Origin of the sequence: Enterobacter sp. S-33 (assembly GCF_028735835.1) — a bacterium.
In the GTDB taxonomy this organism is placed as follows: Bacteria; Pseudomonadota; Gammaproteobacteria; order Enterobacterales; family Enterobacteriaceae; genus Enterobacter; species Enterobacter vonholyi.
The window spans coordinates 1797292-1817761 of sequence record NZ_CP117838.1 but is presented as its reverse complement, the minus strand read 5'-3'; the positions used below and the strand labels follow the sequence as shown (position 1 = coordinate 1817761).

The window sequence follows — 20470 nt, the reverse complement described above, 5'->3', positions numbered from 1 at the left end:
GTTTTCCGTTTCGGGAGAGACGACAATGCCCCCCTCTTTTATTGACGTCAGGTTATTCGATGAAACGTGTTTCTCAACTGACCGCGCTGGCTCTGCTCTGCGGCCTCGCGTCCTTTTCCTCTCTGGCGGCTAATATGCCCAACGCGATGACGCTGTCTCAGCTTCAGGCGCAGCACGGCACGCCTGTCGATACCCGGCCCAGCGCCTTCTATAACGGCTGGCCACAGACTTTTCGCGCGCCTTCCGGGCATGAACCCGCCGCAGTCAACCTGGCTGCCGCCTGGCTTGACAGCATGAGCGACGAGCAGCTTGCGCTTTGGGCAAAACAGCATCAGTTGACCTCTGCGACGGCCATCGCTCTGTACGGTGACGATAGGGATAACCAGGCGGTGAAAGCCCGTCTGGAGAAAGCAGGATATCGCCACGTTTCGCTGCTCAGCGATGCGCTGCAGACCCCCGGCCGTCTTCAGCGTCTGCCGCACTTTGAACAGCTGGTTTACCCGGAGTGGATCCATCGTCTGCAACAAGGGGAACGTATCACCGCCGCACCATCAGCCGACTGGAAGATTATAGAAGCCGGCTGGGGGGCGCCTAAATTTTATCTGCTCGGCCATATTCCCGGGGCGGGCTACATCGATACTAACGAGGTTGAAAGCGAACCGCTGTGGAATAAAGTTTCTGACGACAAGCTGAAAGCGATGCTGGAGAAACACGGGATCCGCCATGACACTACCGTTATTCTGTATGGTCGCGACGTTTACGCCGCCGCCCGTGTGGCCCAGATAATGCTCTACGCCGGCGTGAAAGATGTCCGTCTTCTGGACGGCGGCTGGAAGGCATGGTCTGATTCGGGACTGCTGGTACAGGGCGGTGTGCCCGGCCCCGTCAAACCCGCCCCCGATTTTGGCGCGCCGATCCCCGGCCAGCCGCAGCTGATGGTGGATATGGAACAGGCGCGCGGCATGCTGCACCGTCAGGATGCCTCCCTGGTCAGCATTCGCTCGTGGCCGGAGTTCATCGGCGAAACCAGCGGCTACAGCTACATCAAACCAAAAGGTGAAATTGCCGGTGCCCGCTGGGGCCACGCGGGCAGCGATGCTACCCACATGGAGGATTTCCATAACCCGGATGGCACCATGCGCAGCGCGGACGATATCGCCGCCCAGTGGAAGCGCTGGAATATTCTGCCGGAGCAGCACGTCGCGTTTTACTGCGGCACCGGCTGGCGGGCGTCCGAAACCTTTATGTACGCCCGGGCGATGGGCTGGAAGAATGTCGCCGTCTATGACGGCGGCTGGTACGAATGGAGTAGTCACCCGCAGAACCCGGTCACCAGCGGAGAGCGTGGGCCAGAGAGCGCTCTCTAAGGGTTGAGTGACTTCAGCGTCACATAGCCGCTCCAGACGCGCGTTGTGGTGGTCAGCCAGCACAGCGCGCCGAATACCCACGCGAACAGAGTAAAGTGTGCCGGGAAGAGGCAGCACAGCACGAACAGCGCGATGGTCTCCGTCCCTTCCGTTAACCCACCGATGTAATAAAACGACTTGTGCGCATAGCCGGGGTTGTCGATGTCGTGCTTTGCGGCCAGCGTCGCAAACGCCAGAAAACTGCTGCCGGTCCCGATAAACGCAAACAGCAGCCAGGCAGCCGCCAGCGCATTCTCTGCCGGAGCAGCCAGCGCAAAGCCAAACGGCACCAGGGCGTAGAAAAGAAAATCGAGCGCGATATCGAGAAATCCCCCCGCATCGCTCAGCCCTCTGCGGCGCGCCAGCGCCCCGTCCAGACCATCCAGCAGGCGGTTCAGCACGATGGCGACCAGCGCCGCCGGATACCAGCTGAGGGCCAGAAACGGCAGCGCCAGCACGCCGATGGCAAACCCTGTCAGGGTCAATCCGTCGGGCGTAATGCCCGGTCGGTTCAGCACAGAGACCATACGATTCAGAGCGGGTTTTATCCGCGGGTGAAGATGGCGATCAAGCATGAGGCGTCTCGTTAAATGTGGCGCACAGCCCCTGCGCCGGGATGTCCAGCGCGGCGTTAAAGCGGGCAGAGAGATTCTGAAAGGCAATGAGCGCCGTCATCTCGGTGATGGCGTCATCCGTAAAGTGGCGCTTCAGCGCCGCTCTGATGGCCTCATCCGCCCGGGGCGGCGTGGCGGTCACCGCCTCGGCGTAGGCCAGCGCCGCGCGCTCCTGCCCCGTGAACAAGGCGGAACCCTGCCAGTCGCTCACGGCCTGCACCTTATCCAGCGCCCCGCAGCGCTCGGCCAGCCGCAGGCTGTTGGCATCAATACAGAAAGCGCAGTGGCAGAGCTGGGATACCCGCGTCATTAGCAGCGAACGAATAACGGGCGTCAGGCGCGCACGACGACGCTCCAGAAAACCGACGAACAGCGCCACCAGCCAGAACAGACGCGGCATGCGCCCCCACCAGCGCGTGGGATTCAGCACGGCGCCAAAATGCTTTTTTTGCATCACGGCAATGGGTTTAAGGCTGGCGGGAAGGGATTCGATAGGGGCAACCCAGGCGGTAGTCTCTTTCAACTGATTCTCCTGATAGCTGGACTCTGAGAAAGGGCACGATAATATGTCTTTTTTCGCCATCAATTATTGACGACCATGCTGAAAACACTCGATGTCGTTGCCGCCATCATCGAAAAAGACGACAAAATTTTACTGGCACAGCGCCCTGCCCACGCCGACCAGCCGGGCATGTGGGAATTTGCAGGCGGCAAAGTCGAGGCGGGTGAAACCCAGCCCGAGGCGCTTATCCGCGAGCTGCGTGAAGAGTTGGGTATTGAAGCGCTGCCCGCGCAATACGTGGCAAGCCACCAGCGCGAGGTCTCGCAGCGGTTAATCAACCTGCACGCCTGGCACGTTCCTGCGTTTAGCGGTGCGCTCACGGCGCACTACCACAGCGCGCTGGCGTGGTGTACGCCGGAAGAGGCGTTCGGCTACGACTTAGCCCCCGCGGATATTCCCCTGCTGGAAGCGTTTATTGTTTTACGCGACGCCAGACCAGCGGGTTCGTGCTGATTGCGCGCTCGTCGCGCTGGCACTGCAGCAGAATGCCGTCCGCTTTCACCACGGCGCCTTCCGAGTAGTTCTGATTCTGATAGATACAGCACTGATTACAGGGCTGCACCGTTTGATTCTGGCCGCTGGAGCTAAACACTTCCGGCGGCACATTCACCTCCACGTCCGGACGAATGCGGTCAGCCTGCGCGCCAGCGGTGAAGATCAGACATAACGCGGTTAATAGATAACGTTTCATAGACACATCTTCCTGTTGTTCCCTTGATAATGACTATAACGGTAAACCCGCGCGGAACCTTTAATTTATCTCGTCATCGCTTTTGGTTATGACGCCCGCGCTCTCATTAATTTCCCTTTCGTCCTAAATTTCTGCCTGCCATACAAAGCAGTACGGGTGTTATAGTCAAAAAAACAACACAAATCGCATAAGTCATATACAAACATTATTATAAGAGGTTCTTATAGCTATGGATCAGACACGCTCTCTGGAAAGTTTCCTTGCCCACGTTCAGCAGCGCGACCCGCACCAAAGCGAGTTCGCCCAGGCCGTGCGTGAAGTGATGACCACCCTGTGGCCCTTCCTTGAACAAAACCCGCGCTATCGCCAGATGTCTTTGCTCGAACGCCTGGTCGAGCCAGAGCGCGTGATCCAGTTCCGCGTGACGTGGGTTGACGATCGCAATCAGGTGCAGATTAACCGCGCGTGGCGCGTACAGTTCAACTCGGCCATCGGCCCGTTTAAGGGCGGCATGCGTTTCCATCCGTCCGTGAACCTGTCGATTCTGAAATTCCTCGGCTTCGAGCAGACCTTTAAAAACGCCCTCACCACGCTGCCCATGGGCGGCGGGAAAGGCGGCAGCGATTTCGACCCGAAAGGCAAAAGCGAAGGTGAAATCATGCGCTTCTGCCAGGCGCTGATGACCGAACTCTATCGCCATCTAGGTCCTGACACCGACGTGCCTGCCGGTGATATCGGCGTGGGCGGGCGTGAAGTAGGCTTTATGGCCGGGATGATGAAAAAGCTCTCCAACAACAGCGCCTGCGTCTTTACCGGTAAGGGGCTGTCGTTTGGTGGGAGCCTGATCCGCCCGGAAGCGACCGGGTACGGCCTGGTTTACTTCACCGAGGCCATGCTCAAGCGCCACGGTTTAGGCTTTGAAGGCATGCGCGTCGCGGTGTCCGGCTCCGGTAACGTGGCGCAGTACGCGATTGAGAAAGCGATGCAGTTTGGCGCTCGCGTGGTAACCGCCTCTGATTCCAGCGGAACGGTGGTGGATGAAGCGGGTTTCACGGCAGAGAAGCTGGCGCGCCTGTGTGAAATCAAAGCCAGCCGCGATGGCCGTCTTGCAGATTATGCCCGGGAGTTTGGCCTGACGTATCTTGAAGGGAAACAGCCGTGGGGCGTGCCGGTGGATATCGCCCTGCCGTGCGCCACGCAGAACGAGCTGGATGCTGAAGCCGCGCGCACGCTGATTAGCAATGGCGTGAAGGCGGTAGCCGAAGGGGCGAACATGCCGACCACAATCGAAGCGACGGATCTGTTCCTGGAAGCGGGCGTACTGTTTGCACCGGGCAAGGCCGCTAACGCGGGCGGCGTGGCGACGTCCGGCCTGGAGATGGCGCAAAACGCCGCGCGTCTCGGCTGGAAGGCGGAAAAAGTGGATGCCCGCCTGCATCACATCATGCTGGATATTCACCATGCCTGCGTGGAGTACGGCGGCGAGGCATCGCAAACCAACTACGTGCGCGGGGCGAATATCGCCGGATTCGTGAAGGTAGCGGATGCGATGATTGGGCAGGGTGTGATTTAAGGTTTATAGCGTGCGGCCGGGTGTATCAGGCCGCGCTCTTTTTCTTTTTAAACGGTTTCTTCGCGCCACCACCGGGTGCAACCATCCCTCTGAACGTTTTCACCGGCGTGCTGCGCGCCTGATCGATCAGCTGGTAAAGCGTCCCGACCAGCGGCTGCATAAAGTCCTGGTAGCGACACTGCTTCTCGCTGATCTGCGTCAGCACCGATTCCCAGTGCGCGGTCATGTCCGGCCTGGCGGCCAGCTCCGGCAGGGAATGAATCAGCGCGCGTCCCGGCTCGGTCGAATGGATATAGCGCCCCTTCTTCTCAAGAAAACCGCGCTTAAAGAGCAGCTCGATGATCCCCGCGCGGGTTGCTTCCGTACCCAGACCGTCGGTGGCGCGCAGGATCTTCTTCAGATCTTTATCCTGCACGAACCGGGCGATCCCGGTCATCGCCGACAGCAGCGTCGCATCGGTAAAATGGCGCGGCGGCTGGGTCTGGCGTTCCACCACTTCCCCTTTCTCGCACAGCAGCTCATCGTCTTTAGAGACGACGGGCAGCGGCGTGCCGTCGTTCTCCTCGTCACGCTCTTTGTTGCCGAGCAGCGTGCGCCAGCCTGCTTCCGCGAGGAAACGGGCTTTGGCGATAAACTTCCCTTTTGCGATTTCCAGCTCGATCACGCATTTGCGGAACACCGCGTCCGGGCAGAACTGCATCAGGTACTGACGAGCGATCAGGTTGTAGACCTTCGCTTCGTTATCCGTCAGGTTGACGCTGCTGGCGCGCGCCGTCGGGATAATCGCGTGGTGGGCATCGACTTTTTTATCGTCCCAGCAGCGGTTATGGGTATCCGGATTCACCGCCGGCTGCGGGAGCAGATCCGGCGCGTGCACGCTGATGGCATTCATCACCGAATGACGTCCGGCAAAGTGCTCTTCCGGCAGATAGCGGCTGTCCGAACGCGGATAGGTGATCAGCTTGTGGGTTTCATAGAGCTTCTGGCAGATATCCAGCACGTTCTGCGCGCTGAGGCCAAAGCGCTTCGCGGCCTCAATCTGCAGGGCCGACAGCGAGAACGGCAGAGGCGCGGGTTCTGATTCCCGTTTATCGTTATAGCTGGTGACGATAGCGGGCTGTCCGGTAATGCGGTTAACCACGTGCTCCGCCAGCGGACGGTGCAGCAGACGCCCCTCTTCATCCTGATACGATTCGCAGGCATCGCTCGGCTGCCATACGGCGGTAAAACGCTCGTCTTCAGGCGTAACGATATGCGCTTTGACCTCAAAGAAATCTTTGGCGACGAAGTTTTCAATCTCTTCATCGCGACGCACGACCAGCCCCAGCACCGGCGTCTGCACGCGCCCCACGGAGAGCACGCCCTGATAGCCCGCGTTGCGCCCAAGAATGGTGTAGGCGCGGGTCATATTGATGCCGTACAGCCAGTCGGCGCGGGCGCGGGCTAATGCCGAGACGCACAGCGGGATAAATTCGCTGTTGGCGCGCAGGCGCGAGATCGCACGCTCCACCGCCTGCGGGTTGAGGTCGTTGATCAGGCAGCGCTGCACCTGCTGACGCTTTTCCGGCGCGAGCTCCAGATAGTCCAGCACCTCATCCACCAGCAGCTGTCCTTCCCTGTCCGGGTCACCCGCGTGCACGATTTCATCGGCTTCATGCAGGAAGCGCTTGATCACGTTGAGCTGTTTGGTCACCGAAGGTCGGGGCTGCAGGCGCCATTTTTCAGGCACGATGGGCAGATCGTTCAAATTCCAGCGGGCGTAGCGGCTGTCATAGACATCCGGCTGCGCCTGCTCAAGCAGGTGACCAATACACCATGTGACCACCTGCCCGTTACCGCATTCGATAAAGCCGTCGCCTTTGCGATGCGGCTTAGGCAGCACGTCGGCGATGGCACGGGCCAGGCTCGGCTTTTCGGCAATAAACAACCGCATCGAATTAACGGATCTCAATCATCGGTCGACCACCGCGCGCGGTCACCAGCTCGCCGATCGCCGTCAGGGTAATGCCGAACTCAGCGGCCGTGGCCTGAACCTCGGCTTCGGATTCCGGCGTCACCGCCAGCAGCAGGCCGCCGGAGGTTTGCGGATCGCACAGCAGGTTGCGCCACTCCTCAGGCATTTCGCCCATCAGGTGACCGTAGCTGGCGAAGTTACGCTGGGTACCGCCCGGAACCGCGCCCTGAGCAATATACTCTTCCACGCCCGGCAGCTTCGGCACGTCCTGATACCAGACCTGCGCCTGCACGCCCGCGCCCTGACACACCTCGGAGAGGTGTCCCAGCAGACCAAAACCGGTCACGTCGGTCATCGCCTTCACGCCGTCGATATTGGCAAACGCCGCACCGGCGAGGTTCATCTGGCACATGACTTCGGTTGCCAGCCCTTTGTGCTCCGGTTTCAGCAGGGATTTTTTCTCGGCGGTGGTCAGCACGCCAATGCCCAGCGGCTTGGTGAGAAACAGCTTGCAGCCCGCCTGCGCGGTGCTGTTGCGCTTCACGCGTTCGGTCGGCACCACGCCGGTAACGGCCAGGCCGAAGATAGGCTCCGGCGCATCAATAGAGTGACCGCCGGCCAGCGCAATTCCCGCCTGCTGGCAGGCGAAACGGCCGCCATCAATCACTTCACGGGCCACTTCCGGCGGGATGGTGTTGATCGGCCAGCCCAGAATGGCGATCGCCATAATCGGCTTACCGCCCATTGCGAAGATATCGCTGATGGCGTTGGTGGCCGCAATGCGTCCGAAGTCGAACGGGTTGTCGACAATCGGCATAAAGAAGTCGGTGGTGCTGATAATGCTGGTGCCGTTACCTAAGTCATAAACCGCTGCATCGTCACGCGTTTCGTTGCCGACAAGCAGGTTCGGGTCGACAAACTTCGCCTGTTCGCTGTGCAGGATGGTCTCCAGCACTTTCGGGGAAATTTTACAACCGCAACCGGCTCCGTGGCTGTACTGCGTTAAACGAATGGTTTGCTCGCTCATGGACGTCTCCTGTCATCTCAATCGCGCTATGGTAGCGCTCATTCCATAAAGAGGTAAGTATGACTGTCTGAATTCTGCGGCAGATGCTCAGAATCCAGACAGTTTAGCGCGCGTTATCAGAAACGGCTGACGAAAGGCGTGGTGTCCGGCACGCTGATGGTGCTGGAGGCTTTAAGCTGCGGAGTACCGAGATAGAGGAAGCCGACAATTTTGTCATGCTCGCCACAGGAGAATCCTTCCCGTACGGCTGCGCTCTCCGTCAGCGGCCCGGTGCGCCAGATGCCATTGAAGCCCTGCGCGACGGCGGCCATTTGCATCGCCATTACCGCACAGCCCGCGGACATTTCCTGCTCCCAGACCGGCACCTTATGGTCGGCCTGGCATTTCGCCACGACAGCAATAATCATCGGTGCACGGAACGGGGCATTGCGCGCCTTGTCGATGCCCTTCTCATCCTGCCCGGCGGCCACCGCACCCTGCTCCAGCAGCTGGCTGAAACGATCGCGGCCTTCGCCTTCAATTACAAAGAAGTGCCACGGCTGCAGTGTGCCATGATCGGGGGCACGCATGCCGGCACGCAGAATGTTCTCCAGCTGCTCGCCTGCCGGGGCAGGTTCGGCCAGACGGGAAGCGCTACGGCGGTTAACAAGCAGTTCGAGTGCGTCCATTGGTTAACTCCTTTCTTGAAATTTACTCACAAAATTAACACGACGGCAGATTTTGTTACAGCCTGGCAGGCGATTCCTGCTGACAAGTGGCGGTTGGGTCATTACGATAACCCAACATTACCGTCCAGTGGCGACGGAAACAGTCATTTTCTGGTTAGGGAGAATACATGCGAACCCTTTGGCGAATCATTGCCGGTTTCTTTAAATGGACGTGGCGACTGCTCAACTTCGTCCGCAACCTGGTGATGAACATCTTCTTCATTTTTCTGGTTCTGGTTTGCGCGGGAATCTGGATGCACATCAGCAACGCGAATCAGGCGCAGCATTCGACTCGCGGGGCGCTGTTACTCGATATCACCGGCGTTATTGTTGATAAACCTTCCGCCAGCAGCCGTCTGGGCGTAATCAGCCGTCAGCTGTTTGGCGCAACATCAGACCGCCTGCAGGAAAATTCCCTGTTCGATATCGTCGATACCATCCGTCAGGCCAAAGATGACCGTAACATCACCGGCATCGTGCTGGATCTGAAAGATTTTGCCGGTGGCGATCAGCCGTCTATGCAGTACATCGGTAAAGCGCTGCGCGAGTTCCGCGACAGCGGCAAGCCGGTGATTGCCGTGGGCGACAGCTACAGCCAGGGGCAATATTATCTGGCGAGCTTTGCCAATAAGATCTGGCTCTCCCCGCAGGGCACGGTCGATCTGCACGGCTTTGCCACCAACGGCCTGTACTATAAATCGCTGCTCGACAAGCTGAAGGTCACCACCCACGTCTTCCGCGTCGGCACGTATAAATCCGCCGTGGAGCCGTTTATCCGCGACGATATGTCCCCTGCCGCCCGCGAAGCAGATAGCCGCTGGATTGGCGAGCTGTGGCAGAACTATCTCGGCACCGTTGCCGCTAACCGTCAGATTACGCCTGAGCAGGTGTTCCCTGGCGCGCAGGGCGTGCTCGAAGGCCTGCGTAAGGTTGACGGTGATACCGCAAAATATGCGCTCGATAACAAACTGGTTGATGCCCTGGGCACCAGCGCCGAGATTGAAAAATCCCTGAGCAAACAGTTTGGCTGGAGCAAAGAGGACAAAAATTACAGCGCCATCAGCATGTATGATTACTCGACGAAAAAACCGGATGAGAACGGTGACAGCGTCGCGGTGGTCTTTGCCAACGGTGCGATCATGGACGGTCAGGAGACCCCGGGGAACGTGGGCGGCGATACTACCGCGTCGCAAATCCGCGATGCTCGCCTCGATCCGAAAGTGAAGGCAATTGTCCTGCGGGTCAACAGCCCTGGCGGCAGCGTCAGCGCCTCAGAGGTGATCCGTGCTGAACTGGCCGCGGCCCGCGCCGCAGGCAAGCCGGTCGTCGTCTCAATGGGCGGAATGGCCGCCTCCGGAGGTTACTGGATCTCCACGCCAGCCAACTACATCGTGGCTAACCCAAGCACGCTGACCGGCTCGATTGGCATCTTCGGGGTGATCAACACCGTGGAAAACAGCCTGGATTCTCTGGGCGTGCATACCGATGGTGTAGCAACCTCTCCGCTGGCGGATGTGTCGGTGACCAAATCCCTGCCGCCGGAAGTTTCTGAGATGATGCAGCTCAGCATTGAGAACGGCTATAAACGCTTTATCACCCTGGTCGCGGACTCGCGTAAAAAGACGCCTGAGCAGATCGACCAGATTGCACAGGGCCACGTCTGGACCGGCCAGGATGCGAAGAGCAACGGTCTGGTCGACAGTCTGGGTGACTTCGATGACGCGGTGAAGAAAGCCGCCGAACTGGCGAAGCTGAAGCAGTGGCATATCGAGTATTACCAGGACGAACCGTCGTTCTTCGATATGGTCATGGACAGCATGTCCGGCTCGGTACATGCCATGCTGCCGGAGGCGCTGCAGGCTTACCTGCCTGCGCCTGTCGCCACGGCGGCAAAAGCGATGAAGGCAGAAAGCGATAAGCTTGCGGCCTTTAACGATCCACAGAGTCGTTACGCGTTTTGCCTGACCTGCGCGAACGTCCGTTAAAACCGTCCCCTCTTCTCGCGAAGAGGGGATTTTTTTCTTTTGAAGAACAAGAACTCACTACCATGCAGAAGAAATCGATTTATGTAGCCTACACTGGCGGTACCATCGGTATGCAGCGCTCTGAAAACGGCTATATCCCCGTCTCCGGCCACCTGCAGCGTCAGCTTGCGCTGATGCCAGAATTCCACCGTCCGGAAATGCCTGACTTTACCATCCACGAATACGAGCCGCTGATGGACTCCTCCGACATGACGCCGGAAGACTGGCAGCATATCGCGGATGATATTAAAGCCCATTACGACCAGTACGACGGCTTCGTGATCCTGCACGGCACCGACACCATGGCGTTTACCGCCTCGGCGCTCTCCTTCATGCTGGAGAACCTGAGCAAGCCGGTTATCGTTACCGGGTCGCAAATTCCGCTGGCGGAGCTGCGCTCGGACGGGCAGATCAACCTGCTGAACTCCCTGTACGTGGCGGCGAATTACCCGATTAACGAAGTGTCGCTGTTCTTTAACAACCGTCTGTATCGCGGTAACCGCACCACCAAAGCCCACGCCGACGGCTTTGACGCCTTTGCCTCACCCAACCTGCAGCCGCTGCTGGAGGCCGGGATTCATATCCGTCGTCTGGGAACCCCTCCTGCGCCGAACACCGCGGGCGAGCTGATTGTGCATCCGATTACCCCGCAACCGATTGGCGTGGTCACCATTTATCCGGGTATCTCTGCGGACGTGGTGCGTAACTTCCTGCGCCAGCCGGTGAAAGCGCTTATCCTGCGCTCCTACGGCGTTGGCAATGCGCCGCAGAACGGCGAGTTCCTGAAAGAGCTTCAGGAAGCCAGCGAGCGCGGAATTGTGGTAGTGAACCTGACCCAGTGTATGTCCGGTAAAGTGAATATGGGCGGCTATGCCACCGGCAACGCGCTGGCGCATGCTGGTGTGATCAGCGGCTTCGATATGACCGTTGAGGCAACGCTGACTAAACTTCACTATTTACTGAGTCAGGATCTGGACATTCAGTCCATTCGCAGCGCGATGATGCAAAACCTGCGCGGCGAACTGACCCCGGACGAATAAGGAGTGCTCATGAAGCAACGTGCCCTGCTACTGGTCGATTTGCAAAATGATTTCTGCGCGGGCGGTGCGCTGGCCGTCGCCGAAGGTGACAGCACCGTTGACGTGGCAAACACGCTGATTGACTGGTGCAAAGCCCGTGGTGAAGCGGTTGTCGCAAGCCAGGACTGGCACCCTGCGAATCACGGCAGCTTTGCCAGCCAGCACAACGTAGAGCCCTTCACCCAGGGTGAACTCGACGGGCTGGCGCAAACTTTCTGGCCGGATCACTGCGTACAGCAGACGGAAGGCGCGGAGTTACATCCGCTCCTGAACCAGAAAGCCGTCGACGCAGTGTTCCATAAAGGTGAAAACCCTGCTATCGACAGCTATAGCGCGTTTTTTGATAACGGGCATCGCCAGAAAACGGCGCTGGACGCCTGGTTGCGTCACCACGAAATCACGGAGCTGATCGTACTGGGCCTGGCGACGGACTACTGCGTGAAGTTCACCGTGCTGGATGCGCTTCAGCTTGGCTACACCGTCAGCGTCATCACCGACGGCTGCCGCGGGGTGAACATTCAACCACAGGACAGCGCTCAGGCGTTTATGGATATGGCTGCGGAAGGCGCAACCCTGTATACACTCGAAGACTGGCTGGAAACGCAGGCATAGTCTTTTACGCCCTCTCCCTGTAGGAGAGGGCATCAACCCGCACCGTTATTGCATTTTAATCGTCGCAATCGGCTTCGGCGTGATACCGAAGTCCTCTTTCAGCTCGCGCTTGCTCTTCATCACCATCTGGCCTTTGGTGTCGATCGTCATGTGCTGTGCGTCGGTGTTATTGCGCGCCTGCCACAGCATCACCAGCTGCAAACTGTTCTCTTTTTGATCCGGCGTCAGCGCAACGCCGTCGGGCCATTTTCCCAGCTCCACGGCGGTCACCAGACGCTGATAAATCTCCGGCGTCATGCCGCTAATCATGTCATCAATATTCACACTCGCGCCCTTTCAAAGGAATAATTTGCTGAATCGTTTTTTCAACCCTTAATCTGGTCACCGTTTTCATCATCGGTGAAGCTCATTGAGGCTGAATTTACGCAGAAACGCTCGCCGGTAGGCTGAGGTCCATCCGGGAAAACGTGCCCAAGGTGCGCGTCGCAGTTGCCGCAGCGAATTTCCGTACGCACCATGCCGTGCGACGAGTCGGTCAGATAGCGGATTGCCTCATCGTTCACCGGCTCATAGAAACTCGGCCAGCCGCAGCCAGAATCAAATTTCGTTTGTGAATTAAACAGCGGGGCATCACAGACCAGGCAGTGGTAGACGCCGTCCCGCTTGTTGTGCAGTAAACGCCCGGTGAACGGCGGTTCCGTTCCGTGATTCTGCGTCACGTAAAACTGCATTTCTGTGAGGTTTTTTTTCAAATCGTCAGGGTTACGTTGGTTCGACATATGCTTACATCTCGCTGTAGAAACAGACATCTTTCAACCCGGATTCTAACAAAACATTAACACCCTTGCGTGCACTTTTGATCTAAACTTATGTGTCGCGAATAAGCGGTCAGGCAATTGTGATCACGTTCACATTTTTATCCTGCGAGGACTTTAAAATCCCGGCGCAGCCCCCATATGGGTGCAAGCTCAAAGGGAAAGTGAGGCGAGTCAGTCGCACAAACGTTAGTCACAGGATTGATTTGTCGCAATGATTGACACGATTCCGCTTGACGCTGCGTAAGGTTTTTGTAATTTTACAGGCAACCTTTTATTCACTAACAAATAGCTGGTGGAATATATGACTATCAAAGTAGGTATCAACGGTTTTGGCCGTATCGGCCGTATTGTTTTCCGTGCTGCTCAGAAACGTTCTGACATCGAAATCGTTGGTATCAACGATCTCCTGGACGCTGAATACATGGCGTACATGCTGAAGTACGACTCAACTCACGGTCGTTTCGACGGCACCGTTGAAGTGAAAGACGGCCACCTGGTTGTTAATGGCAAAACCATCCGCGTTACTGCTGAAAAAGACCCAGCTAACCTGAAATGGAACGAAATCGGTGTTGACGTTGTTGCTGAAGCAACCGGTATCTTCCTGACCGACGAAACTGCGCGTAAACACATCACCGCTGGTGCGAAAAAAGTTGTTCTGACTGGTCCTTCCAAAGACAACACCCCAATGTTCGTTCGTGGTGCAAACTTCGAAACTTACGCTGGCCAGGATATCGTCTCTAACGCATCCTGCACCACCAACTGCCTGGCACCGCTGGCTAAAGTTATCAACGACAACTTCGGCATCATCGAAGGTCTGATGACTACCGTTCACGCGACCACCGCTACTCAGAAAACCGTTGATGGCCCGTCTCACAAAGACTGGCGCGGCGGCCGTGGCGCGGCTCAGAACATCATCCCATCCTCTACCGGTGCTGCTAAAGCTGTAGGTAAAGTACTGCCAGAACTGAATGGCAAACTGACTGGTATGGCGTTCCGCGTTCCAACTCCAAACGTATCTGTTGTTGACCTGACCGTTCGTCTGGAAAAAGCTGCTTCTTATGAAGAAATTAAGAAAGCAATCAAAGCTGCTTCCGAAGGCGCAATGAAAGGCGTTCTGGGCTACACCGAAGACGACGTTGTTTCTACCGACTTCAACGGCGAAGTGTGCACTTCCGTGTTCGATGCTAAAGCAGGTATCGCACTGAACGACAACTTCGTTAAACTGGTTTCCTGGTACGACAACGAAACTGGCTACTCTAACAAAGTACTGGACCTGATCGCTCACATCTCCAAATAAGTTGAGATGAGTGCTTGATCCAAAAAGGCGACTTCGGTCGCCTTTTTTTATTTATAAGACAGAGGATTGCTTAATGATTAATAAAATTTTTGCACTTCCGGTAGTCGAACAGCTTACCCCTGTGCTCTCCCGCCGTCAGATTGACGGTGCTGATATCATCGTCGTTGACCATCCGCGTGTTAAAGCGTCCGTGGCGCTGAATGGCGCTCACCTGCTCTCCTGGAAACCGGAAGGCGAAGCTGAAGGTTTGTGGCTGAGCGATGCGACCTCCTTCAAAAAAGGGGCCGCAATCCGCGGTGGCGTGCCTATCTGCTGGCCGTGGTTTGGCCCGTCCGCCCAGCAGGGTTTGCCTTCTCACGGTTTTGCCCGTAACCAGCAGTGGACCCTGAAAGCGCACAACGAAGACGATAACGGCGCCGTGCTGACCTTTGAGCTGCAGGCTAATGATGAAACCCGCGCCCTGTGGCCGCACGATTTCACCCTGTATGCCCGCTTCAAGCTGGGTAAAACCTGCGAAATCGAACTGGAAGCTCACGGCGAGTTCGAAACCACCTCTGCCCTGCACACCTATTTCAACGTGGGTGATATCAGCGCAGTGAAGGTGAGCGGCCTGGGCGATACCTATATCGATAAAGTCGATAACGCGAAAGAAGGCAAACTTAGCGACGGCGTTCAGGCATTCCCTGACCGTACCGACCGCGTCTACCTGCACCCGGAAGCGTGTAGCGTGATCCACGACGGCGCCCTGAACCGCGGCATTGAAGTGGTCCATCATCATCACAGCGATGTGGTGGGCTGGAACCCGGGTCCTGCGCTGTCCGTCAGCATGGCCGACATGACGGATGAGGGTTACAAAACGTTTGTCTGCGTGGAAACGGCTCGCGTGACCAACCCGCAGAAAGCGAGTGAAGAAAAACCGTCTCGTTTAGGGCAGACGATTCGCATTGTGAAGCGATAATTTCTCTGCACCACGCTAAAGCAAACGGGGCGCAAGCGCCCCGTTTTGATGCATAGATTGCACTAAATTAATGCACAATCAGAACTTGTAGCTCACCCCCACAGAGAAGATGCCTGCCCAGGACTTATCGACCATCGGGCTATCCTTCACTTCGTCGCTCAGACGCTCGTAGCGGCCGGTACCGTACACGCTCCAGTCGCCAAGGAAGTTGTAGCTCGCTGTCAGCTCCAGGTAAGGATCCCAGCCGTCATCTGCACTATAACTTTTCAGACCACTGCGGCGGGACTCGTTTTTAGAGACGCCGTAGTAATAGTCGTTGTAGTTCTCGCTGTTGTACTGCACACCAATACCCGGCGTCAGAGTCAGCCCACCGTTGGTATAGCGGTACAGCCACGCCAGGTCCCAGATAAAGCCGTTGCTGTTATCCAGCGTGTCGCCCGCCAGGGCCGTACGCAGGAAGCCATACTGGGTGTTATGCACGTATGAGAGGCCGGCCATCATCGAGCTTTTACGCTTGTCGAGCTGGCGAAGCGCGTGGCTGTCACTGTCACCCGGCTTGAAGTGCGTTGGATCGTAGTAGGCCATGATGGAGAGCTTATCGGCCTTGTCGTTCCAGAGATAGTAGCCGCCGCCGAGCCCGCGGAACCAGACGTTATCCCCTTCATAGGTGATAACCGGAACAGGATACACATCACGGTCATACTGTTTGTACGGGCTGTTAATGACGCCAACACCCGCGCCAAGCGTCCACTGACTTTCCGCCTGTGCGGTGCTTACTGCGGTCGCGGCAAGGATGCCTAATGCCAGAAGTTTGAGTTTGGTCACAATCCATTCTTTCCTGTAGTCAAATAATCAGCGGGTGAAGTGTAACCGCCATTCCCGTACATCCCAAAATTTTTTGCCTGCTAATCAGTCTGATTAACCCGTTATTTTTAACTTTTCAGATGACAACACGCTTTCATTTATATGACCGCTGAATGAAAAACGTGCATTTGTCTTATAACGACAGTGGAAATTTTTGGATGAGTTATTGATATGTCATTGAAAGTAGATTTTGTGGGCATGCAAGTTTTGCAAATGCCATCTACGCTTTAATTTAAGAAGAGTTTTCCTGAACACCTGCGGTTCTTAGCGTCTGACCTGGCACACAGGTTGCTGCTCTGGCAGTGAGGTGCGAGAGATTCTCTTCCGGGAGCCTCCACTACTCATACGAACGGCTCTTATCCTGTGCTAAAAAACGAAAGGACGGCATGCCATGAATATATTCGATCACTATCGCCAGCGCTATGAAGCTGCCAAGGACGAAGAGTTCACACTGCAGGAGTTTCTTACCATCTGTCGGCAAGATCGCAGTGCCTATGCCAATGCGGCAGAACGGCTATTGATGGCTATTGGTGAGCCAAACATGGTTGACACTGCCCTGGAACCCCGGCTTTCCCGTCTCTTTTCGAATCGGGTGGTCGCCCGATATCCGGCGTTTGAAGAGTTCTATGGTATGGAAGATGCCATCGAACAGATTGTCTCCTATCTGAAGCATGCCGCTCAGGGTCTGGAAGAGAAGAAACAGATCCTCTATTTACTCGGCCCGGTGGGCGGCGGTAAATCCTCGCTGGCGGAACGCCTGAAGTCGCTGATGCAGCGCGTGCCTATCTATGTGCTGAGCGCCAACGGCGAGCGCAGCCCGGTGAATGACCATCCGCTGTGCCTGTTCAATCCGCAGGAAGATGCGCAGATTCTGGATAAAGAATACGGTATACCGCGTCGCTACCTCGGCACCATCATGTCGCCGTGGGCGGCAAAACGCCTGCACGAGTTTGGTGGCGATATCACCAAATTCCGCGTGGTGAAGGTCTGGCCATCTATCCTTGAACAGATCGCCATCGCCAAAACTGAACCCGGTGATGAGAACAACCAGGACATCTCGGCGCTGGTGGGTAAAGTTGACATCCGCAAGCTGGAAAACTTCGCGCAAAACGATCCGGATGCATACGGTTACTCAGGCGCGCTGTGCCGGGCTAACCAGGGGATCATGGAGTTCGTTGAGATGTTTAAAGCACCGATTAAAGTGCTGCATCCGCTGCTGACGGCTACCCAGGAAGGCAACTACAACGGGACGGAAGGTATCTCCGCCCTGCCGTTTAACGGGATCATTCTCGCCCACTCGAACGAATCTGAATGGGTGACCTTCCGTAACAACAAAAACAATGAGGCCTTCCTTGACCGCGTGTACATCGTCAAGGTGCCTTACTGCCTGCGGATCTCTGAAGAGATCAAAATTTACGAGAAACTGCTTAACCACAGTGAGCTTGTGCACGCTCCCTGCGCGCCGGGCACGCTGGAAACGCTGTCACGCTTCTCCATTCTTTCGCGCCTGAAAGAGCCGGAAAACTCCAGCATTTACTCAAAAATGCGCGTCTATGACGGTGAGAGCCTGAAAGATACCGACCCGAAAGCGAAGTCGTATCAGGAATATCGCGACTATGCCGGGGTTGATGAGGGGATGAACGGTCTGTCCACGCGCTTCGCGTTTAAGATCCTCTCCCGCGTCTTTAACTTCGACCATGCGGAAGTGGCGGCCAACCCGGTTCATCTGTTCTACGTGCTGGAACAGCAAATCGAACGCGAACAGTTCCCGCAGGAGCAGGCTGAACGCTATCTTGAGTTCCTGAAAGGTTACCTGATCCCGAAATACGCCGAGTTCATTGGCAAAGAGATCCAGACGGCCTACCTGGAATCCTATTCAGAGTACGGGCAGAACATTTTTGACCGTTACGTCACCTACGCTGACTTCTGGATCCAGGATCAGGAGTACCGCGACCCGGATACCGGCCAGCTGTTTGACCGTGAATCCCTGAACGCGGAGCTGGAAAAAATCGAGAAGCCTGCCGGGATCAGCAACCCGAAAGACTTCCGTAATGAGATTGTGAACTTCGTCCTGCGCGCCAGAGCGCATAACAACGGGCGCAATCCGAACTGGACCAGCTACGAGAAGCTGCGCACGGTCATTGAGAAGAAAATGTTCTCCAATACCGAAGAGCTGCTGCCGGTGATCTCGTTTAACGCCAAAACCTCAACCGATGAACAGAAAAAACACGACGATTTTGTCGACCGTATGATGGAAAAAGGCTACACCCGCAAACAGGTGCGCCTGCTCTGCGAATGGTACCTGCGCGTGCGTAAATCGTCTTAAAACAAGTGCCCGGCGGCGCTTAGAGCCTGCCGGGCCTACAAAATGCAAGTTGGCAAATGCAGTACGGGGGGTATATGACCTGGTTTATTGACCGGCGTCTTAACGGCAAAAACAAGAGCACGGTGAACCGCCAGCGCTTCTTGCGTCGTTATAAAGCGCAAATTAAACAGTCTATCTCCGAGGCCATCAACAAACGCTCGGTGACCGACGTCGACAGCGGCGAGTCTGTCTCCATCCCCACCGATGACATCAGCGAACCGATGTTTCATCAGGGGCGAGGCGGCCTGCGCCATCGCGTACACCCAGGTAATGACCACTTCGTTCAGAACGACAGAATTGAGCGCCCTCAGGGCGGCGGAGGTGGTTCAGGAAGCGGTCAGGGACAGGCCAGCCAGGACGGTGAAGGTCAGGACGAATTTGTCTTCCAGATTTCGAAAGATGAATATCTCGACCTGCTGTTCGAAGACCTGGCGCTGCCGAATCTGAAGAAGAATCAGCATCGTCAGCTTAATGAATATAAAACTCACCGCGCGGGCTATACCGCCAACGGCGTGCCCGCCAACATCAGCGTCGTACGTTCGCTGCAGAATTCGCTGGCGCGGCGTACGGCCATGACGGCAGGAAAACGTCGCGAGCTGCGCGAGCTGGAGAGCAGCCTGAAGGTGGTGGAAAACACGGAACCGGCGCAACTGCTGGAAGAGGAGCGCCTGCGTAAAGAGATTGCAGAGCTGAGGGCGAAGATCAAACGGGTACCGTTTATCGACACCTTTGACCTGCGCTACAAGAACTACGAAAAACGCCCTGAGCCCTCTAGCCAGGCGGTGATGTTCTGTCTGATGGACGTGTCCGGCTCGATGGATCAGGCAACCAAGGATATGGCGAAGCGTTTTTATATCCTGCTCTACCTGTTCCTGAGCAGAACCTATAAGAACGTGGAGGTGGTCTATATCCGCCACCACACCCAGGCGAAGGAGGTGGATGAACATGAGTTCTTCTACTCTCAGGAAACCGGGGGGACCATCGTCTCGAGCGCGCTGAAGCTGATGGATGAAGTGGTCAAAGAGCGCTACGACCCGGCGCAGTGGAATATTTATGCTGCGCAGGCGTCGGACGGCGATAACTGGGCCGACGACTCACCGCTGTGTCACGAGATTCTGGCGAAGAAAATTTTGCCGGTCGTGCGTTACTACAGCTATATCGAAATCACCCGCCGCGCGCACCAGACCCTGTGGCGAGAATATGAGCATCTGCAGGCGATGTTCGACAATTTTGCCATGCAGCATATCCGTGACCAGGATGATATTTATCCGGTGTTCAGGGAGCTGTTCCACAAGCAGTCTGCTACCAGCAACGCATAATCCAACAGCCAGCGAGCCCGCTGGCTGTTTTCTTTCGCCCCCGCTCATCCCGTGCTAATGTAGAACGCTGCATACTGGATTATCACCGGGAAATCGTTATGAATGATGACGTTATTGGGGCAGGAACCCACCAGCAACTGATTACCTTACTCACCGAGCAGGGCGCGCGGTTTCGCGTCATGGAGCACGAGGCGGTCGGTAAATGCGAAGCGGTAAGTGAAATTCGCGGGACCGATCTGCGGCAAGGCGCAAAAGCCCTGGTCTGCAAGGTGAAGGGAAACGGCGTAAAAAAACACGTTCTGGCGATCCTCGCCGCCGATCTGCAGGCTGACCTGAGCCAGCTTGCCAGTCATTTTGGCGGGCTAAGAGCTTCCCTCGCCAGCCCGGCGGAAGTCGATGCCCTGACCGCCTGCGTTTTCGGCGCTATCCCGCCCTTTAGCTTCCATCCTGACCTGGCGCTGGTTGCCGACCCGCTGCTGTTCGAGCGTTTTGACGAAATCGCGTTTAACGCCGGCCTGCTGGAGAAATCCGTGATTATGGATACCCAGGATTACCTGCGCATCGCCCGTCCTGAGCTTGTCACCTTCCATAGAGCGTAAC

At 56.6% G+C, this 20470-nt stretch carries 20 protein-coding genes; 11 read left to right on the top strand and 9 right to left on the bottom strand.

Annotated features, from left to right (window positions below; genetic code table 11):
* Window positions 1–59: 59 nt before the first annotated feature.
* Window positions 60–1367, top strand: coding sequence for a rhodanese-like domain-containing protein (locus PUP35_RS08580; protein ID WP_274242719.1), 1308 nt, complete (start codon window positions 60–62; stop codon window positions 1365–1367).
* On the opposite strand, the gene PUP35_RS08575 is transcribed toward PUP35_RS08580, so the two are convergent.
* Window positions 1364–1981, bottom strand: a complete 618-nt coding sequence (locus PUP35_RS08575; RefSeq protein ID WP_274242717.1) for a CDP-alcohol phosphatidyltransferase family protein — start codon at window positions 1979–1981, stop codon at window positions 1364–1366. The genes PUP35_RS08580 and PUP35_RS08575 overlap by 4 nt on opposite strands.
* Complete coding sequence (locus tag PUP35_RS08570; protein ID WP_274242715.1) at window positions 1974–2543, bottom strand: carboxymuconolactone decarboxylase family protein; 570 nt, start codon at window positions 2541–2543, stop codon at window positions 1974–1976. The genes PUP35_RS08575 and PUP35_RS08570 overlap by 8 nt, the downstream gene beginning before the upstream one ends.
* A 75-nt stretch (window positions 2544–2618) precedes the next feature.
* On the opposite strand from PUP35_RS08570, the gene PUP35_RS08565 reads away from it, so the two are divergent.
* On the top strand, window positions 2619–3035 hold the full coding sequence (locus tag PUP35_RS08565) for a pyrimidine (deoxy)nucleoside triphosphate diphosphatase (protein WP_274242712.1): 417 nt from the start codon (window positions 2619–2621) through the stop codon (window positions 3033–3035).
* Here the strand turns inward: PUP35_RS08565 and PUP35_RS08560 are convergent.
* On the bottom strand, window positions 2995–3273 hold the full coding sequence (locus tag PUP35_RS08560) for a DUF1496 domain-containing protein (protein ID WP_115874800.1): 279 nt from the start codon (window positions 3271–3273) through the stop codon (window positions 2995–2997). The genes PUP35_RS08565 and PUP35_RS08560 overlap by 41 nt on opposite strands.
* A 229-nt stretch (window positions 3274–3502) precedes the next feature.
* On the opposite strand from PUP35_RS08560, the gene gdhA reads away from it, so the two are divergent.
* Window positions 3503–4846 carry an NADP-specific glutamate dehydrogenase gene (gene gdhA, locus PUP35_RS08555; RefSeq protein WP_274242709.1) on the top strand — a complete coding sequence of 448 codons (1344 nt, stop codon included), beginning with the start codon at window positions 3503–3505 and terminating at the stop codon, window positions 4844–4846.
* A 25-nt stretch (window positions 4847–4871) separates the two neighbouring features.
* On the opposite strand, the gene PUP35_RS08550 is transcribed toward gdhA, so the two are convergent.
* From PUP35_RS08550 to PUP35_RS08540, 3 genes are all read right to left on the bottom strand, one after another.
* Entirely contained in the window at window positions 4872–6779 is a 1908-nt protein-coding gene (locus PUP35_RS08550; protein WP_271367697.1) for a DNA topoisomerase III, read from the bottom strand.
* Between the two features lie 4 nt (window positions 6780–6783).
* Window positions 6784–7827 (bottom strand): selenide, water dikinase SelD, encoded by a 1044-nt coding sequence (selD, locus tag PUP35_RS08545; protein WP_008500702.1) that lies wholly within the window; start codon window positions 7825–7827, stop codon window positions 6784–6786.
* Between the two features lie 116 nt (window positions 7828–7943).
* Window positions 7944–8495: an NAD(P)H nitroreductase gene (locus PUP35_RS08540; protein ID WP_143344991.1), complete on the bottom strand. Its 552-nt coding sequence runs from the start codon at window positions 8493–8495 to the stop codon at window positions 7944–7946.
* A gap of 167 nt (window positions 8496–8662) precedes the next feature.
* On the opposite strand from PUP35_RS08540, the gene sppA reads away from it, so the two are divergent.
* From sppA to pncA, 3 genes are all read left to right on the top strand, one after another.
* Window positions 8663–10519 carry a signal peptide peptidase SppA gene (sppA, locus tag PUP35_RS08535; RefSeq protein WP_274242706.1) on the top strand — a complete coding sequence of 619 codons (1857 nt, stop codon included), beginning with the start codon at window positions 8663–8665 and terminating at the stop codon, window positions 10517–10519.
* A 62-nt stretch (window positions 10520–10581) separates the two neighbouring features.
* Complete coding sequence (ansA, locus tag PUP35_RS08530; RefSeq protein ID WP_008500705.1) at window positions 10582–11598, top strand: asparaginase; 1017 nt, start codon at window positions 10582–10584, stop codon at window positions 11596–11598.
* A 9-nt stretch (window positions 11599–11607) separates the two neighbouring features.
* Window positions 11608–12249 carry a bifunctional nicotinamidase/pyrazinamidase gene (gene pncA, locus PUP35_RS08525; protein WP_223581888.1) on the top strand — a complete coding sequence of 214 codons (642 nt, stop codon included), beginning with the start codon at window positions 11608–11610 and terminating at the stop codon, window positions 12247–12249.
* Between the two features lie 45 nt (window positions 12250–12294).
* On the opposite strand, the gene PUP35_RS08520 is transcribed toward pncA, so the two are convergent.
* Complete coding sequence (locus PUP35_RS08520; protein ID WP_249429466.1) at window positions 12295–12558, bottom strand: YeaC family protein; 264 nt, start codon at window positions 12556–12558, stop codon at window positions 12295–12297.
* A gap of 56 nt (window positions 12559–12614) precedes the next feature.
* Entirely contained in the window at window positions 12615–13028 is a 414-nt protein-coding gene (msrB, locus tag PUP35_RS08515) for a peptide-methionine (R)-S-oxide reductase MsrB (RefSeq protein ID WP_274242701.1), read from the bottom strand.
* Between the two features lie 340 nt (window positions 13029–13368).
* Between msrB and gapA the strand changes: the two genes are divergently transcribed.
* Both gapA and PUP35_RS08505 read left to right on the top strand, forming a co-directional pair.
* Window positions 13369–14364, top strand: a complete 996-nt coding sequence (gene gapA, locus PUP35_RS08510; protein ID WP_014831506.1) for a glyceraldehyde-3-phosphate dehydrogenase — start codon at window positions 13369–13371, stop codon at window positions 14362–14364.
* A 73-nt stretch (window positions 14365–14437) separates the two neighbouring features.
* Complete coding sequence (locus PUP35_RS08505) at window positions 14438–15322, top strand: D-hexose-6-phosphate mutarotase (RefSeq protein ID WP_115874792.1); 885 nt, start codon at window positions 14438–14440, stop codon at window positions 15320–15322.
* Between the two features lie 78 nt (window positions 15323–15400).
* Here the strand turns inward: PUP35_RS08505 and PUP35_RS08500 are convergent, their stop codons facing one another.
* Entirely contained in the window at window positions 15401–16147 is a 747-nt protein-coding gene (locus tag PUP35_RS08500; protein ID WP_115874791.1) for a MipA/OmpV family protein, read from the bottom strand.
* A gap of 430 nt (window positions 16148–16577) precedes the next feature.
* On the opposite strand from PUP35_RS08500, the gene yeaG reads away from it, so the two are divergent.
* The 3 genes from yeaG (at window position 16578) to PUP35_RS08485 (ending at window position 20469) form a co-directional block, all read left to right on the top strand.
* Complete coding sequence (yeaG, locus tag PUP35_RS08495; protein WP_008500713.1) at window positions 16578–18512, top strand: protein kinase YeaG; 1935 nt, start codon at window positions 16578–16580, stop codon at window positions 18510–18512.
* A gap of 74 nt (window positions 18513–18586) precedes the next feature.
* Entirely contained in the window at window positions 18587–19870 is a 1284-nt protein-coding gene (locus PUP35_RS08490) for a YeaH/YhbH family protein (RefSeq protein WP_274242699.1), read from the top strand.
* 98 nt (window positions 19871–19968) lie between these two features.
* Window positions 19969–20469 (top strand): YbaK/prolyl-tRNA synthetase associated domain-containing protein, encoded by a 501-nt coding sequence (locus PUP35_RS08485; protein ID WP_274242698.1) that lies wholly within the window; start codon window positions 19969–19971, stop codon window positions 20467–20469.
* Window position 20470 lies beyond the last annotated feature (1 nt).